Raw genomic sequence first — 16,482 nt, forward strand, 5'->3', positions numbered from 1 at the left:
CACGAAATTACCTTAGACCAATGACTGCGACCTGTAAAATGCCATAACGGTTTGTGCGGTGTCTTTAGGCGCTTCTAACATGGGCATATGCCCGAGCGAATCCCAGATATGCGTATGACCATTAAAAAAGCGTTGCCAAACATCCACACTACTAACATCAATCAGCCTGTCTTTGGCACCCCACAATAAGAGTGTCGGGCAAGGTATCGACGTTTCTGACTTATCTATGTAGTGTTCCGCTTGGTTGTATTTTGAAAAAATGACTTTGAGCGCTTCTTTGCGTTGCTGATAGTCAACCGCCAAAGCACGAAGTACGAGCCTTGGAATAAACGGGGGCTGTGCCATAGTCATCGAATAGAACTTATCGAAGTCTGCTTGATTAGAGACGAAAAAAGGGTTTTCACCGCGTTGTAGCATTATTTGCATCTCACTGGGCTGTGGTGAAATGACCCCCGCAGGATCAATCAAAACGGTTGATAAGCACGCATCTGGATAGGTTCTCGCCATGTGAGCAGCAATAAAGCCGCCCATGGAATTACCGGCAATATGACATTGGGTAATATTAAGGCCATGAATAAGGTCAATCATTCGGGCTGATTGTGCGGGCACAGAGTAATCCCAATGCTTCTCAAAACCCGTTTGTCCATGTCCAGCCAATTCAGGAATGATGACGTAAAATTTATCTGTCAGGTGGCGTGCGAACCTTAGCCATACAGCATGTGTTGCGCTAAACCCGTGAATGAGCAGGAGTGCCGGTTTGTTTTTGTTTGAACTGGTCCACACTTTGTGATGGATCCCGTCAAGATTGAGCGTTTGCTTTTTCAATCCATAAAGCGCAGCTTCGGCTCGATTGCCCGTGTGATAGAGCCAACTTCCCATTTTTATGCTCAGGGTGGTATTTAATGTAGTCATACTCTATTTATCCGATGGACGATTGGGCGGGATAGTTAACCCTGAATGATCAAGGCGGTAGTCCTCATCCATATTCAACGACCTCATGTCGCGTGATGCAAGACGTGTAAGCCAATTTAGAGAGAGTAACCGTGAACCCCAGTGGGCATAACGTGATTGGTGGCCAAATACTATTCTTGGTTTGTTGGCATAAATACCTTTGATGATGGTGTTAGCCATATCCACCGGTGACGTCTTCAAAAATTTGTCTTTAAATGCCTGACTATGTGCATGCCGGGTAATTCGGGTGTTGATCCCACCTGGATGCACCAAGTGCACTTGAATATGCGGAAGAATTTGGCATAACTCAGCGCGCAACGCCTCTGTGTAGCCCCGAATGGCAAATTTACTGGCGCAGTAATCAGCGGCATTAGGCACGCCTATCAAGCCAAAAATACTGGATACATTAACCAGTGCTGCCCATTCCTGCTTAGCGAGGTAGGGTAAAGATAAACGACTGCCGTGGGTCATACCGTAAAAATTAACGTCTATCGTTCGTTTTAATGTGGCTTCATCAGTTGCCCAGCAAGGTTTGGCACTGCCTTCTATGCCTGCATTATTGATAACGATATGAATCGCGCTAAATTGTTGGTTAACCTGGTACAGAAAACGCTCCCATGATGAAGAGTCTGCTACGTCCAGTACTTGCTTGAAGATTGAAGTGCGAGGAAAAGTCTGTTCAAGGCTAGCTGCTACATCCATCAAGCCTTGCTGATCAAAATCACATAACGCTAACTTTGCACCGCATTGCGCAAATTGCGTCGCAAGTGCTTGGCCAATCCCAGATGCCGCACCTGTGACGACAACCACCTTATTGTTAAAAAAATCGCGATGTGTAGTGATGAGCATGGTTCGTCTGCCTAAGGTCACTCAGTGAAAATGTGATGAGAATGCTTAAATTTCTTACACAGCTTTCGGTATTGAAAACTGAAACCTGGGAACATGGCAGTGACTTTACCACTCTTACTTTTGTACCAGGAATTGCATCCGCCGTTATGCCATACTGTCGAGGCCATTTCTTTGTGGATCATTTCTGTGTATTCCTGTTCAGCTTCAGCAGTAACTTCAACCGCTGCTATATTCGCTCTTTCAACCAGTTGTATGGCATTAAGTATATATTTCATTTGCGACTCGATAACGAATATCGCGGATGTATGACCAATACCTGTATTGGGGCCTGTCACAATAAATAAGTTGGGAAAATCTGGCGTGCTAATCCCTAAATAGGCTCTTGGGTATTCCTCCCAAAATGCACTGAGTGACTTGCCATTTCTGCCTATGACCGGATAAGAAATAATGCCGTCGGTTGCATCATAACCCGTGCCATACACCATCACATCTACGTCAATAGTGTTACCGGACGCGGTGTTAATGCCTGTAGGTGTAAACGACGTAATGCCATCCAACTTGTCATGGAAAATTGTATTAGGGTGGGCGAGTGCAGGATAAAGTGTACTTGATACAATAATGCGTTTGCACCCTATAGTGTAATCAGGTGTAAGTTTTGCCCTTAACTCATCATCGGAAATCTGTGCTTTTAAATGGCGTTTGGCTGGGCGTTCACCAATAAGTCGTAGAAGTAGGGGAGAGTATTTGAAAGCGACAATGCGAAATTCCAATAACCAATAAATCAACCAGCGCAATGCCTTATAGGCCCATGGTTTACTGAGCAGTTTTCGTTGCCAGGGCTTGAATACTCTATCCCACCTTGGCAGTACCCAATGCGGTGTGCGTTGAAATACGTGTAATTCTTTAACCTTGTCGATGATGGCGGGAATCACTTGAGCAGCACTGGCACCACTTCCCATTATGGCCACAGATTTATTGGATAAATCCACGCCGTGGTTCCAGTCGTTAGTATGAAATGCTGCGCCTTGAAAGCGCGCTTGGCCTTTGATTTTTGGTATGACAGGCGTACTTAATGGACCAGAAGCATTAATGACGAATTTGGCTTCAATAGTGTCAGAGTCATTGATCCTAATATGCCATTGCTTTTCATCTTCTTGCCAGCAGACCTGAGTAACATTGGCATGAGTTTGTGTTTTGTTTGCGAGTCCGTATTTCTTGAACACTTTCTTTGTATAGCTCTCTAGTTCCGCCTGCTCTGCAAACATCCGACTCCAGGGCTCGGGTTCGAAAGACAACGAATACAGCGGCGATTGCACATCTACAGCCGCACCCGGATATCGGTTTTGTACCCAAGTACCACCAACAAATGGGCGCCGCTCTAAAATTAGAAAATCAGTGATGTTTTGCTTGAGCAAGTGAATTGCCGCGCATTGACCACCAAAGCCACTTCCAATAATTACAACACGATAACGCTTCACGTCATTCAAACAATATTTAAAATCAATATGATAGTGTTGTACCTTGTTGCGCGGCTTGGTTCAAGAATTAGTCAAAATGTTGAGTTCAAATATACTGGTACAGCATTTCGGGGTTAGTCAATTGTTGTTGCTTCGCCACCATTCGATCTATCAGAGCGTTTGTTGTTGTATTTTCATCGCCAACCTGTAAGCCATTCCTGAGCTTCTTCAACGCCGTTCAATCTAGGTGTGAAACGATTAAGTAGCTGATTATTTTATTTTTTAAGGTGAGTTCAATTCATTCTGGCAATGACGACTAAAATAGCTTACTTGTCATAATGGCCAGAATATAGCGCCTCTTCTCACAGTATAAAAAATTCCAATTTAATAAAATATTTTTAATAAAATATGTAAAAAAAGTAAAATATTCTTGATTCTTTATGGCCATTTTGTTTAATTAGCCAACAAAGGAATGCTAATTGGCACCCCTCAATGGTCTCAGGAGCTCAGAAAAATCAGATTAAATACGTGGCGCATTACCACATCAAACTGTTTGTACGTCGTTAGCCAAGCAATCCGGTTTCTGGCTTCTGGAGCACAAATTTTCTGCAATTTCTGTGACAAAACAGACTAAAACCCGTGACTACACAATCTAAAGGGATAGATATGAAGGCAAGACAACTATCGAGAACCGCCATCGCTGTAAGTACAGCGTTACTGGTTAGTACCAGTGTGCCCATGATGGCTTACGCGCAAGACAGTCAGGCAACTGCCGACAAAGAGAAAGACGAGATTGAGGTGATTCAGGTCACAGGAATTCGTTCGTCGCTGCGTGAAAACCTCAACAACAAGCGTTTTTCTGATTCAATAGTAGATTCTATCAACACCGAAGACATCGCCAAAAACCCAGATAAAAACATGGCTGAAGCACTGCAACGTGTGGCTGGTGTGCAAATTGAGCGTCAGTTCGGTGAAGGATCTAGAATTTCTATTCGTGGTACCTCGCCTTCATTAACCAATACCCTTGTTAACGGCCAATCTGCTAAGTCTGCCTCGTATTTACCCGGTCAGTCTGAGAGCAATGCGTTTAACTTTTCTAATATCCCAGCTGAGCGGGTATCAAAGATTGAAGTACATAAATCTGCCCGAGCTGACTTAGACGCTGGCGGTATCGGTGGAACGGTAATCCTGCACACTAAAAAGCCCTTAGAGCAAGAAGATGGCTATGGTTATGTGAACATTGAGGGTGAATACAATGATTCATCTGAAAAATCGTCACCGCAGATTTCAAGTGCTTACAACTTTGTTAATGACGATCACACATTCGGTGCATCGATTGCAGTAAGCTTACAGCAGCGTAACGCTTTCCGTTCTGGCTATGAGTCAGGCGGTATCGGTGCCGGAACTGGTTTTCAGCAAACTGATGCTATTGCATGCCCAACAGAGGAATGTTTAGCCAGCGATATCAAATTGCGTCATATGAATGGCCATAACCTGATTATTACCCGTCACATGGCGCTTAATGGATACACCTACGGTGATTTGGAAGCCGTAGCCGGTAATGGCGACTCATACTGGCCTACCAATGATCCAGCCAACTCCGGTGTGTGGAACAACAATACCCAGAACTGGGGGCAGTTAGACGAGGTCATGGACCCGACATATATCGACCCTACGTGGGGATTGTTCTGGGGTAGCCGTCGAAGTGGCGGTTTAGGCCAGACTGCGCCTAAGCACATTGGTAATATGCTTTATTCACCAGCGTTCCAAACCGACGAAAGTCGCTTGGATACCACAGTAAATCTGCAATGGGCACCCACCGATGACTTGAGCATAAACCTTGAGTTAAACCGCAACAGTTCTGACCGTGACAACAAAAACGATAACTTGTACGCTCAAACATTCCGTATGAGCCAACTGCTCTACAGTAATGGTGAAGAAGGCATTGACCCGCGTTTAGTCATGGACCCGGTCAACGATATAGTGTTATCAGCATACTACCCAGTAGACGGTGTAAACCTAGTACGCGGTGCAGGTATGGTATGGGACGGAAACAATTACTATGGCGGCGATATTCGATGGGGTGAAATGATCCGCCGCGACTCTAACGATCGCAGTGGAACCGAAACAGAACAGGACCGTTTCCATCTGACCGTGGATTACACTGTCGATGACTTTATCGTCAAACTGCAAGCAGGACGAACAACTGCTGAGAGTACAGTAATGGATCGTGGGACTACACTGGCGACCCGGTACGGCGATTATGAAACACCTTATTCAGGTGACGATGCATCGCTGCAAATCCCTACTTACGAGGGCGTTAACTTAGGCTACGCCTATAACCCGGATACCGGCAAGATCTATTGGGGGGTACACGCCGATCCGTCACTAACTGGTGATGAATTGGCTGCTGCACAACAACGTGCGGAAACTTTCTTGCTGGCACCGACCAACGAATTCTATCTGCTTACCGGCGGACTGAGTAATTCTGCTCGCTACCGTGAAAACGTAGAAGATTTCTTCCAGGCTGATGTAACTTGGCAGCTGGATAATCGTTTTTACATCGACAGCGTAAAATTCGGTGCTAAATACCGTGATATTAGCCGTGACCAAACTTACTTTACTGAAAGCGCCCGTTTCCACGGATACGCGAATGAAGCCAGTGAGTTCCCTTTGATTCTGGCTGAAGAAATTGTGGGTGGCACTGTATCTGGTTTGGATACAGCCGGACACGACATCCCCAGTGAATACTTCGATATTGATCAAAACAAACGGTCAGCCCTGCTGAACGACCACTTCTTGGTATTACATTCCGAAGGTACGCCAAACAAAGGGGCGTGTGAGGATGCTATTGCAGCATCTGGGTCTGATCAGTACTACGGTTGTCGTTCGGGCATGACTGAGTCTAAAGGCAGTTTCTATGATGTCACTGAAGAGTTACTTGCCTACTATGCGATGGTCAATTTCAGTGGTGAAAATTTCCGCGGTAACCTAGGTATTCGCGTGGTCGATACAGACCGTGAGTCCATTGGCCGTGAAGTGGCAAAAGATGAAAACGGTCAATTATTATCTTACCCCTCTGATCCAAGTGATCCAGGTTATATTGCAGAGTTAGCGGGCTTTAACCAGTATGTACCACTTGTACAAACCAGTGGTACCAAAGATTACTTACCAAGCTTTAACATTGCCTACAATCTGGCGGACGATTTGATTCTTCGTGCTGCAGCTTCGAAGAACATCTCACATCCTAGCCTGACGCAAATGAGAAGTAACTTCTATTTGGTCACTGAGCGCTATCGTCTTTACACCGATGGCCGTCAACAAGACTTAACTGACGAAGGCCTGGCTGAACGTTTGCCTATGGATTCTCAGCGTCGCGGCTCTGTGGGTAACCCTAACTTAGGCTCTTACACTTCGGTTAACAGCGAGATTGGTGTTGAGTGGTACTTTGATAAGTCATCAATATTCGCGATCACCGGGTTCCAAAAAGACATCAAAAACATGGTCCGCTCAACCTCTCGGGTACAAAACCTGGATTATCTTGGTGATGAAGGTACAACCGACAGTAATGGTTATCCTATCTTTGGTGACTATGTGGTGAGCTCTTACTTCAACACAGGTGAGCAAAAAGTTAAAGGGGTTGAAGTACAACTTCAGCATGATTTTGGAACCGGGTTTGGTGGGATCATTAACTATACCTACACCGATGTGCCAGACCAATCATTCATTACGTCTGAGTTCGCTTATGAAATTGGCGATATGACGGATATCGAAACCCACCAGAGCGACCCTTCGCAACGTGAGTACTTCGAAGTGACAGGTTTTACTACTAAAACCACGAAGCAAACTGAGCCTATGTTCGGTCAGTCAAAAGACACTTTGAATGCCTCGGTATACTATGAAGATGACGACTACTCGGTACGTCTTTCATACAATTATCGCAGTGAGTTTGCGAATCAGAGCACCAGTGAAGGTGTGCGCTTTACTGACGCGCGTTCACAGTTAGACTTCAAAGCCACTTATCAGATCATGGAAAACCTGGTAGCTAGCTTCGCTGTTACTAACCTGACTAACGAGAACGTAGTTCACTATCTGGATACATCACAAATTGTTCAAGACCCTGTTATCAACCGCATGCAGTGGATTGATGAGTTGGACGAAAATGGTGTAGCCACTGGCAATCGCATTATCGCCACTGACGATGATGGTAATCAGATTATTGAATCATCGATTACCGGCGATGCAGCCTTTGAGATGCTGGCTCAAGCCAGTGGTGTGTCTGTAGAAGAGCTCAAGCCTTACTACCAGAGCACGGTTAATCAAATTGTGGTCAATGAATGGACCAATGGTCGCCGTTTCTATATTGGTGTTAACTACACCTTCTAAGCGACAAAGCGCCAGACAACGTTTGGCACCAATATAAAAGGCGAGCTGATGCTCGCCTTTTCATTTATTCGATGGTCTATCGAGATACCTAGGTCACCACTTCCGTAGTCAACGTCCCATCCACTACTCAGGGGTTGTACCGTTTTTGGTAGTGACCGATTCAGTTGTTGGTTGTGTTGAAATAACCTCAGTTGAGTTGACATAGTTTACAGGGGCTAAGCCACTTACAGGCTTGTACATTTCATAAACTAATTCATCCACTTTTTCTTTTGCATTAATCCATTTATCTGGACCACCACCAGTAACATACGTCGCTTGAGCAATTTTTTCACTCATAGATGTATCGGTTATCCAGATATTTGCGAAATGCATATACATGGTTATATCCCATGTCCAGTTAGCGACGTAGAACGCAAACGCATCACAATCGTCAAGATGAGAATCGATAATAGTGGGGTGCCATGCTTGATGCTTCTCTACATAGTTGGCTCTTATAGTTTTTGTTTCTGAATTATGGGTATTAAAAGCGTTAGTGAGTGCATCATGGAAATTTTGGCGCACTGCATCATGCCGAGCTACGCAAATTTTCTTTGGTGGCGCTTTTTGAAAAGCTGAAATTGTTTGTTTTGCTGCGCAGCCAGCTAAACCAAATAGAGCCGCAGGTATCAAAAGCTGAATAAGTTGTTTTTGCAAAATATTGTCCATAAGTTTTTTTTAATCTTCCATAAACCCACGGTAACTTTATATAAATCTATCATCAAGCGATATTTGGTTTCATTGTGCTTGGGTTTTTTTCAGCTGAGAGTTAATTCATATATGGTTAGCTTTTCCTTACGTGATAGTAAAGAAATTACTGTAGTAATACTTGGTGGAACGTGACCGCGTAGGCTAGCTTTATAATTTTTTAACCTCTTTGTACTACCTTTATGTTCGAAAACAATCCTTTTCAGCCCTTTAGAAACAAAGAACCCCGCGAAATAGCGGGGCTCAGCGTTTAATTGGTGGAGCTGGCGGGATTTGAACCCGCGTCCAGAAAGTGTCTACCGTTGGTACTACATGCTTAGTTTGTCTTCTATTTAACTACTTGGAACTCCGACAAACAGGATTTCCTTGCAGCTGGCCTGATACTGTTTCGCGGTTCAACCTCAGACAAGTTTCCCTCGCTATTCTACTTAAATGACCTTCCGAATCCCCGCTAGCAGAAAAAGACTGAGGTGGAAGGGCCTATACCGGTTATTAAGCGGCTAGTGCGTAGTTTTCGTCGTTTGCGACTATTTAAATGCGGCTTTTTAAAGAGGCAAACCGCACCTCTGCATGCACCTCGGGCGTCCTAAATCCTGTCGAATCCTGATCAGCCCCAAAATGTTCTAACATGATAGCACAGACGTTGAAGCCTGATCTATCAGCGGTTTAGCCTTTGCCTTTGCTTTTTGAACACAAAGAGACCAGTTAGGGCTGAAACGATTAAAAACCAGACAGTGGGTGCAGGTACATTGTTCACAGATGTTACACTGATGTTGTCAATAAAATTGCCCACAGTGCCGCTGTAAGGGTTTACTGTTGAAAACCAAAGCGAAGTAGTGCTGGTGGTTGAGACAAACGATCCTTTAAAAAATGACCATTCACCTACAATATGGTCGTCCATTATCTGGTTGAAAAAAGACACATCGTTGCTATCGCTAAGGCCGATTTCAAAAGCTTCCTTGTTACTTTGTCTGGCACGATAAGCAAATGAGACATCGTAGGTTTGGCCCACATTTGTTTGAAACGTTTGGAAAATACCAAATTGCTTCTTGCCATTGGAATGGGCGTTGAGTTCAGCAAACTGGTTACCCTCAGTGGCATCGATACCTTTGAAGTTATCCCATATCTCAATGGTACTGCCGTTCCAGCCATTCACGTCTTCGGCATAGAACCATTTCCATTTCCCTTGCTGTACGTCGTTGTCTTCAAAGCTGCCATTAATGATTAAATTGGCAGAAGCGGGTAGGGCAGCTAGGCACGCCATGGCCAACAGAGCAGTTTTTATGCGTTTTATCATGTTAATAAACCTTCCGGGTTAGTTGGGCGAGAGCAGTTAGGCTGCTGCCTGAACTGCGTCTGCTCCGTCTTCACTTCCTCGTCTGTCTTTTAACAGATAAAGTGCGATGAATATCAATAGTGGGAATAACCACACAGGCGGCTCTGACACCACTTGCAACGTTTTCTCGTCAGTTGTTTTGGCAACGGCTTCGAGGAGAGGTGGATCGATTACGGGTGGATCACCAGGTAAAACCGGCTTTTTGCCACCTGACGGTTCAGGATCACCTGCTTCCGGTTGTTCACCGCCTGACGTACCTGTTTCTGGCGTATTGGAGTGAGTTCCGCCTTCTTCTTCCGGGGTGCTAGGTACTGGATCTTCTGAGGGCGGTATTTGCGCCTCAGGTAACAAGTTCGGTTCAGATACAGGTTCATTGCCGGGCAGTTCACTTTCCCCACTCTGGCTGCCAGTACTGGCGATTGGGTCGTTGCCTGATTGAGAATCTGTGCCTGAACCTTGCGCAGGACGGGTTAAACCCGGTAGGTCTGTTCTGACAATAGGCGAATCAGTTGATCCAGGAAATCCACCAAAGCCTAGTGTGCCGAGTTGTCCAATGGAACCTCCAGTGAGTTGTCCCCTAGAAGAGCCAAAGCTTTGCGCACCTAAAATAGTCATTCTACGGCTGTCGCCTTCCGTTGCGCCCAAGACTTGATCCCACGAGTTGCTGCCTGCTGCGTTCCAGGTGTATAGCTCTTCTTCTGACAATACCTTTTTATTAGCATCACGCTGTATAGGATACAATGGGCCGTCGGGAATAGGTTCTACGTCAGTAAAACTGGTAATACATACTGTAGTAAGCGTAAAGCACCCTTTTACAAACCGGTATTTCTCGGTACCGCTTAGGGTATTGAGATCTTCGGTGTTAAACCAGTGCCAGCTCTTCTTTTGAATTTCATTAGGCTGAATTTCACTTCCAGTGAACAAGTTTGCATTACTCGCAAAGCTCAACAAGCTCAAGCTCACCAAAAGGGAAATTCCTTTTATCTTCAACATGGTAATTTCCTTGAATTTTGGATCTCAGAAATATTACCGCCACTTTTTATAGGGTTGGGTGTATCAATTAATACCTAAGTATTTGAAATAAAAAAGCCAGCACCTACGGTAAGTGCTGGCTTTGCCAAAAGGAGGAATCCTGATAGAACTAGTTCAGTTGTCCTAGCAGCGTTTCCACAGCTTTCTCAAGTTGCTGATCCTTGCCGTTGCTTAGTATTTCAGGCATATTTTTGATAATAATGTCGGGATTGGTCTGGTTGTTCTCCATCCATTCGCCTTGTTTGTTTTTGGCACTCACAGGGACCATGCCCCAAACAATACCTACTGGAAGGCGCTCCCAACCGGCAAAACTACAGGTGCCAGGAACAGGCATACCAATGCTGGTACCCAAGTCTAAATCTTCGAAACCCGACGCATAACAGTGTCCGTCTGAATACATGGACTCATTAAACAGACTGACCAGTGGTTTGGTGTAGCGCGAAGTTGGCTCACCACCTACCACTTTATCTGCGGTTTCATAAGTAATAAACGACTCACCAGTGAAGAACATGGCCAGATCGGCTACCAAATCGCCGCCACCATTAAAACGCGCATCAACTACCATGGCTTTTTTGTCGTAATGCTTGCCTAACATAGTGTCAAAGACATTTCTGTAGGGGCCATCACTCATTGAAGGGATGTGTACATAGCCTAACTGGCCATTTGACATGGCCAGTACATCTTTTTCGTTCATGTCGACAAAGCGCTGATAAAGCAACCGGTTTTGTTCGCGATTACTGATTGGCTTAACGGTTAATTCCTTAGTCGCGTTCGCGTTGTCACGCACAGTTAACAGCACAAATGTATCTGCTTTACGGTTCAGTAACTTGGCCCAATCAAAAGTATTGTCGATAGCTTCACCATCAATATGCGTGATGATATCTCCGGCTGCCATATCAAGAATTGCTTTGTCTAGCGGACCACCTTTGATGACCTCAGTCACCTTAATGCCATTCCCGGTATAGCTGTCATCATAAAATATACCGAGTCTTGCAGTTGCATCTGGTTTATCGATATTAAAGCCTGAGCGAGCACGTGCACCAGCGTGAGAGACGTTTAGCTCACCGAGTAGCTCACTGACCAGCTCAGCAAACTCATGGGCATTATCAATGTGGGCAACTTTGGGTTGGTACTCTTGATACATCTTCTGCCAGTCCACACCATGATAGGTCGGCTCATAGAAGGTCTTTTGGGTACGCAACCAGATATGATCAAAAGCCGAGGCAAATAGTTCAGGGCTGGTCTTTTTAACGTCGCCCTTAATCTTAACCGCCTCTTTTTTCTTCTTTTTCAGATCTAGCTTAGACAATTTGCCATCACTGAGCAGATACAGTGTCTCTTTGTCCATGTCCCACTGTAAGCTACCTGAATTCGCTTTAAGGCCGAATAGCTTCTTCGTTTCTTTACTGCGAAGTTCGGTCTGCCATAAATCGAGTTTGCCTTCAAACCGGGTGATGTAATAGAGCTTCTCACCCTCTTTGTCTAGTACAGCGTCACTTAAGCGTGAAGAATGTATGGTTAACCGTGCAGTGCGGTCTTCCAACCCGTCCCATTCAATGGTTACAGTAGGTGTCTCATCTTCGTCTTTTTTGTCTGTGCTGGCATTTTCTGTGTCATCAGAGCTTTCTTTAGCATCATCTTCTTTGTCGTCGGGCTTATTGGCTTCTTCAATAGCTTCCAGTAATTCGAAGTCGTCTTTGCTCATTGTGAATCTGTCCCAGCTCTCCTTATCGAGGAAAGTCGCATACACGTCTAGCTGGGAGCTTCCACTGGTTGCATAGCTGCGCAAACCATTTTTGTTACTGAACCACAATACGGCTTTTCCGCCCATCGTCCACTTGCCGTAGTAGTCGTAATAGGCGCTTTGTGATAATGCCTTAAATGGCTCAGAACCATCGGCCTTGACCACCGCAATGTCTGCGTTGTTCAGCAGTCGGTCGTGAGTAAACAGCAAATACTGGCTGTCTGGGCTCCAGGTGAAATACTGGTCATGGTCACGCATGTTGATCATGTTCTCTCTGGCGACCAGTACTTTACTGTCAGTGCCATCGATATTGGCTACTTTGAGAGTGCGTCTGTCTTCCACATATGCGATACGTTTTCCGTCAGGTGAAATCTGCGGCAGGTAGTTGTCTTTATCATTGTCGATAAGCGCCGTCTCTTTCAGCAACGAAGCGGCATAAAAGAAAGGTTCAGCGTCTCTGACTTTCTCGCTTTGAAAAATACTCCACTTCAGGCCGCGTTCAGAGGCATATACAACGCGTTTGCCGTCAGCCGAGAATGTTACAGAGGCTTCTGTTTCAGGTGTATCAGTAATCTGCTTGGTGAATTTACCGTCTTTTGAGGAAACAAACACATCACCATTGGCAATAAAGGCAATCTCTTTGCCATCAGGCGAAATCACAAAGTCGTCTATCTCGCCATTGATGTTGGCGTAGGATTCTCGATTTGTGGTATCTTGGGTGCGAATAGTCACGCTGACCTTTTTGGGCTTGGCGCCATCTTTCATCGTATAAAGCTGGCCATGATAGGAAAATGCCAGAGTGCCTTTTGCCTGAGATAAAAAGCGCACAGGGTGGGTGTCAAAGTCAGTAAGTTGCTCCACGTTAGAGGGGCGCCTTAGCGACGTTTTGAACACATTAAATGTGCCGTTTTGTTCGCTCAAGTAGAACAGGTCTTTATCGTTATCGGCTAAAACCGGATCGCGGTCTTCGCCCTCAAAGGTTGTGATCACTTTGTGCGTCTTGTCTTCTACATCGTAGACCCAAAGATCACGGGTTACCGAAGAGCGGTGATGTTTACGCCACGCGTTTTCTCCACCTTTGATGTCCTGGTAAACGAAAAAGTCTCCGTCTGATGACACAGAGACTTCTTCTGCAGATGAGGTTAGCACTTGCTGAACCTTGCCACCCGTGGCATTTACAGCATAAAGCTCTGGGTAAGTTCTGCTTGGGTATTGTCTATTGAGATGTGAATCAATGCGCATCCCTTTAAACAATACTTTCTCACTGCTGCTGCCTGATTTGGGCATGAAATCATAGGGGACTTCATCAGAGGAGTCATAAGTCAGACGTGTTGCTTCGCCGCCATTTGCATCCATTATAAAGACGTCAAAATTACCATGTCTTTCAGAAGCAAAGGCAATGCGATTTCCATCGTTGCTCCAAACGGGTTTAAAGTCGTGGGCAGCGTGGAATGTCAGGCGTGTTGCTTCACCGCCTTTGGCGGCTACTTTATACAGGTCGCCCTTATAGGTAAACGCAATGTGACTGCCATCGGGCGAAATGGCCGGATATCTCACCCATTCGGGTTCAATTTGTGCTGTGGCCGTGTAGGTATAGCTGAGAGCTGCCAATGCAGCGAGCGTGCGTGTTATCTTCATGGTCTTCTGTCCTTTAGGACCTTATTGTTATAGGTAAAAGAAAGAGGGTAGGCTTTATTGTGGTATTGGGCAATAAAAACCCAGCGAATTGCTGGGTTTTTGAGACGAAATTTTATTCAGTAAAGACAGGTTACGCCGTCTTTTTCATCATGCGCTCTTTTTGTCTTGCCCAGTCGCGGTCTTTAATTGCATCGCGTTTATCGTGGCTTTGTTTGCCTTTAGCGAGGTAAATTTCGAGTTTCACCCAACATTTCTTCCAATACATGGCAGTGGCCACAATAGAATATCCTTGGCGGTCCCGGGCACCGATTAATTTGTCTAGTTCGCGCTTGTTTAGCAGTAGTTTACGCGCGCGCTCTGGTTCACAGATAACGTGCGTTGAAGCCTGGTTCAGCGGCGTAATACGACTGCCCACCAAGTACGCTTCACCATTTTGTAGAATAACGTAGTTGTCGGTAATGTTGACTTTCCCGGCCCGAATACTTTTCAGTTCCCAGCCTTGCAACGAAAGTCCAGCCTCAAACTTTTCTTCCAGATGGTAGTCATGACGGGCTTTTTTATTCAGCGCGATCGTGCCTGTTGTATTTGCATTATTTTTAGATTTTTTCATGGACGCAAGTATATCCTAAAGTTCCAAGAATCATAAGTCGTGTTACAATCGCGGCTTTTCAACCTTTGAGAATAAATATTTCAGATGCCCCACATACAACGCAGTGCATTAGTACCGTTTAGTGCTGAATCCATGTATGAGCTTGTCAATGACGTAAATCGTTACCCCGAATTCCTCCCGGGCTGTGCTGACAGCCGTATTGATGAGCAAACAAATGAGCATATGAGCGCGGCTCTGTTAGTATCAAAAGCGGGTATCAAACAATGGTTTACCACTAAAAATACGCTATCGCCAGGCAGAAGTATTCGGATGCAACTGACCAGTGGACCGTTTAAAACGTTATCAGGGGGCTGGTCATTTATTCCTCTTTCTGAGGACGCCTGTAAAATTGAGTTGGATTTGCGTTTTGAGTTTGAAAGCAGAATGGTTGAGGCGGCTTTTGGAAAGGTGTTTAAGGCGCTCACAACCAATATGGTGAATGCATTTACACAGCGTGCCAGAGAGGTTTACGCATGAGTGCTGAAGTCATTTCAGTAGAGGTAGCCTATGCGTTGCCGCATTCGCAAACGCTGTTGGAAATAGTGGTGCATCAAGGTACAACAGTTGAACAGGCCGTTGTCCTGTCCAATATTACGTCTTCTTATCCTGAACTTGATTTATCAAACGTTAAATACGGTATTTGGAGCCGTGTGGTTAAACCAAATACCGTGTTGAAAGACGGTGACAGGGTAGAGATTTACCGCCCGCTCATTGCCGACCCTAAAGAAGTGAGAAAACGCCGCGCAGAAAAAGCCAAGGAAGAAGGCCGCGCCGATAAAGTAACGGGTGGACGGCCAAGTAAGCTTCGCGCGGAATAACGTCGTTAATACTTTCGTCTTTGCAGGCCGGTTTCTGCCAAAATCTTGGCTGATATTTCTTCGATTGAAAAATGCGTACTGTTCAAAAACGGAATGCGTTCTCTGCGATAAAGGTTTTCTACTTCTCTTAGCTCCATTCGGCATTGTTGTATAGATGCATAGCGGCTGTTTGCTCGCCGCTCTGAGCGAATCTGATGTAATCTCTCTGGCTGAATGGTCAGGCCAAACAGCTTTTGCTTGAACCGTCTCAGTGCCGTCGGAAGCTTTAACATGTCACCCATATCTTCTTCGGTAAAAGGGTAATTGGCCGCTTTTATGCCATATTGTAATGCCAAATATAAGCTAGTGGGCGTTTTGCCTGAGCGAGATACGCCAGTCAGAATAACGTCGGCTTCGTGGTAGTCTTTTAAGTTCGAACCGTCGTCGTTTGCCAATGCGTAATTAACCGCTTCTATTCTGATGTCATAGGTCGTTTCGTGAATACTATGAGTACGATGTTTTTCAGGTTTGGATGGAACACCCAGAATTTTCTCCAGTGGCGCCACAAATTGATTGAGAAAATTGTAATTAATACCGGCTGATTTGGCGATGATATCCCTGATTTCGAGGTTAACGATGGTGTAAAACACTAAAGGTCGTTCACCGGTATCTTGGAAACTTTCGGAAATTTCTTCTAAAACTTCAAGCGCTCTTTCTTCGGTTTCGACGAATGGGATGGTCTTGTGATTGAATTCAATAGGGAACAAAGACAGTAATGCATGGCCAAACACCTCAGAAGTAATGGCCGTGCCGTCAGATATATAATACGCAGTTCTCACAACATTTCCTTAACGTTGTTGTAAATTTATTACGAAATGAAATAAAAGTTTACATTCTTA

12 protein-coding genes and 1 other RNA gene are annotated in these 16,482 nt (G+C 45.1%); 3 read left to right on the forward strand and 10 right to left on the reverse strand.

Going from position 1 to position 16,482, the window contains the following annotated elements:
* Window positions 1-12: 12 nt before the first annotated feature.
* The 3 genes from DRW07_RS04785 to DRW07_RS04795 are packed head-to-tail and all read right to left on the reverse strand — an operon-like array spanning window position 13 to window position 3,278.
* Window positions 13-912 (reverse strand): alpha/beta fold hydrolase, encoded by a 900-nt coding sequence (locus DRW07_RS04785; protein WP_124026714.1) that lies wholly within the window; start codon window positions 910-912, stop codon window positions 13-15.
* A gap of 3 nt (window positions 913-915) precedes the next feature.
* A complete protein-coding gene (locus DRW07_RS04790) occupies window positions 916-1,800 on the reverse strand; it encodes an SDR family NAD(P)-dependent oxidoreductase (RefSeq protein WP_124026715.1) in 885 nt (294 codons plus the stop codon).
* A 17-nt stretch (window positions 1,801-1,817) separates the two neighbouring features.
* Window positions 1,818-3,278 carry a flavin-containing monooxygenase gene (locus DRW07_RS04795; protein ID WP_124026716.1) on the reverse strand — a complete coding sequence of 487 codons (1,461 nt, stop codon included), beginning with the start codon at window positions 3,276-3,278 and terminating at the stop codon, window positions 1,818-1,820.
* A gap of 645 nt (window positions 3,279-3,923) precedes the next feature.
* Between DRW07_RS04795 and DRW07_RS04800 the strand changes: the two genes are divergently transcribed.
* On the forward strand, window positions 3,924-7,643 hold the full coding sequence (locus DRW07_RS04800; protein ID WP_124026717.1) for a TonB-dependent receptor: 3,720 nt from the start codon (window positions 3,924-3,926) through the stop codon (window positions 7,641-7,643).
* A gap of 123 nt (window positions 7,644-7,766) precedes the next feature.
* Here DRW07_RS04800 and DRW07_RS04805 read toward each other — a convergent pair whose 3' ends face one another.
* The 6 genes from DRW07_RS04805 to smpB all read right to left on the reverse strand — a co-directional run bounded on the left by DRW07_RS04805 (window position 7,767) and on the right by smpB (window position 14,747).
* The gene (locus DRW07_RS04805; RefSeq protein WP_124026718.1) at window positions 7,767-8,336 is read right to left on the reverse strand and encodes an Sbal_3080 family lipoprotein; all 570 of its coding nucleotides are present in this window, start codon (window positions 8,334-8,336) and stop codon (window positions 7,767-7,769) included.
* A 306-nt stretch (window positions 8,337-8,642) separates the two neighbouring features.
* Window positions 8,643-9,002: a transfer-messenger RNA gene (gene ssrA, locus DRW07_RS04810) on the reverse strand.
* A gap of 43 nt (window positions 9,003-9,045) precedes the next feature.
* A complete protein-coding gene (locus DRW07_RS04815) occupies window positions 9,046-9,684 on the reverse strand; it encodes a carbohydrate binding domain-containing protein (protein ID WP_124026719.1) in 639 nt (212 codons plus the stop codon).
* A gap of 36 nt (window positions 9,685-9,720) precedes the next feature.
* Complete coding sequence (locus DRW07_RS04820; RefSeq protein ID WP_124026720.1) at window positions 9,721-10,716, reverse strand: hypothetical protein; 996 nt, start codon at window positions 10,714-10,716, stop codon at window positions 9,721-9,723.
* 148 nt (window positions 10,717-10,864) lie between these two features.
* Complete coding sequence (locus DRW07_RS04825; protein ID WP_124026721.1) at window positions 10,865-14,137, reverse strand: S41 family peptidase; 3,273 nt, start codon at window positions 14,135-14,137, stop codon at window positions 10,865-10,867.
* A 130-nt stretch (window positions 14,138-14,267) separates the two neighbouring features.
* A complete protein-coding gene (gene smpB, locus DRW07_RS04830; protein WP_124026722.1) occupies window positions 14,268-14,747 on the reverse strand; it encodes an SsrA-binding protein SmpB in 480 nt (159 codons plus the stop codon).
* Window positions 14,748-14,831: 84 nt separating this feature from the next.
* Between smpB and DRW07_RS04835 the strand changes: the two genes are divergently transcribed.
* Together DRW07_RS04835 and DRW07_RS04840 are read left to right on the forward strand one after the other, a co-directional pair.
* Window positions 14,832-15,263: a type II toxin-antitoxin system RatA family toxin gene (locus DRW07_RS04835; protein ID WP_124026723.1), complete on the forward strand. Its 432-nt coding sequence runs from the start codon at window positions 14,832-14,834 to the stop codon at window positions 15,261-15,263.
* Window positions 15,260-15,604 (forward strand): RnfH family protein, encoded by a 345-nt coding sequence (locus tag DRW07_RS04840; RefSeq protein WP_124026724.1) that lies wholly within the window; start codon window positions 15,260-15,262, stop codon window positions 15,602-15,604. Before DRW07_RS04835 ends, DRW07_RS04840 begins: the two co-directional genes overlap by 4 nt.
* Window positions 15,605-15,609: 5 nt before the next feature.
* Here the strand turns inward: DRW07_RS04840 and ppsR are convergent, their stop codons facing one another.
* The gene (ppsR, locus tag DRW07_RS04845; protein WP_124026725.1) at window positions 15,610-16,422 is read right to left on the reverse strand and encodes a posphoenolpyruvate synthetase regulatory kinase/phosphorylase PpsR; all 813 of its coding nucleotides are present in this window, start codon (window positions 16,420-16,422) and stop codon (window positions 15,610-15,612) included.
* Window positions 16,423-16,482 lie beyond the last annotated feature (60 nt).

This window comes from Paralteromonas sediminis (assembly GCF_003820355.1).
Lineage (GTDB): Bacteria > Pseudomonadota > Gammaproteobacteria > Enterobacterales > Alteromonadaceae > Alteromonas_F > Alteromonas_F sediminis.

Coding starts and splice junctions, on each gene's coding strand:
- DRW07_RS04785 (WP_124026714.1), bottom strand. CDS start 912: ATGACTACATTAAATACCACCCTGAGCATAAAAATGGGAAGTTGGCTC.
- DRW07_RS04790 (WP_124026715.1), bottom strand. CDS start 1,800: ATGCTCATCACTACACATCGCGATTTTTTTAACAATAAGGTGGTTGTC.
- DRW07_RS04800 (WP_124026717.1), top strand. CDS start 3,924: ATGAAGGCAAGACAACTATCGAGAACCGCCATCGCTGTAAGTACAGCG.
- DRW07_RS04815 (WP_124026719.1), bottom strand. CDS start 9,684: ATGATAAAACGCATAAAAACTGCTCTGTTGGCCATGGCGTGCCTAGCT.
- DRW07_RS04820 (WP_124026720.1), bottom strand. CDS start 10,716: ATGTTGAAGATAAAAGGAATTTCCCTTTTGGTGAGCTTGAGCTTGTTG.
- DRW07_RS04825 (WP_124026721.1), bottom strand. CDS start 14,137: ATGAAGATAACACGCACGCTCGCTGCATTGGCAGCTCTCAGCTATACC.
- smpB (WP_124026722.1), bottom strand. CDS start 14,747: ATGAAAAAATCTAAAAATAATGCAAATACAACAGGCACGATCGCGCTG.
- DRW07_RS04835 (WP_124026723.1), top strand. CDS start 14,832: ATGCCCCACATACAACGCAGTGCATTAGTACCGTTTAGTGCTGAATCC.
- DRW07_RS04840 (WP_124026724.1), top strand. CDS start 15,260: ATGAGTGCTGAAGTCATTTCAGTAGAGGTAGCCTATGCGTTGCCGCAT.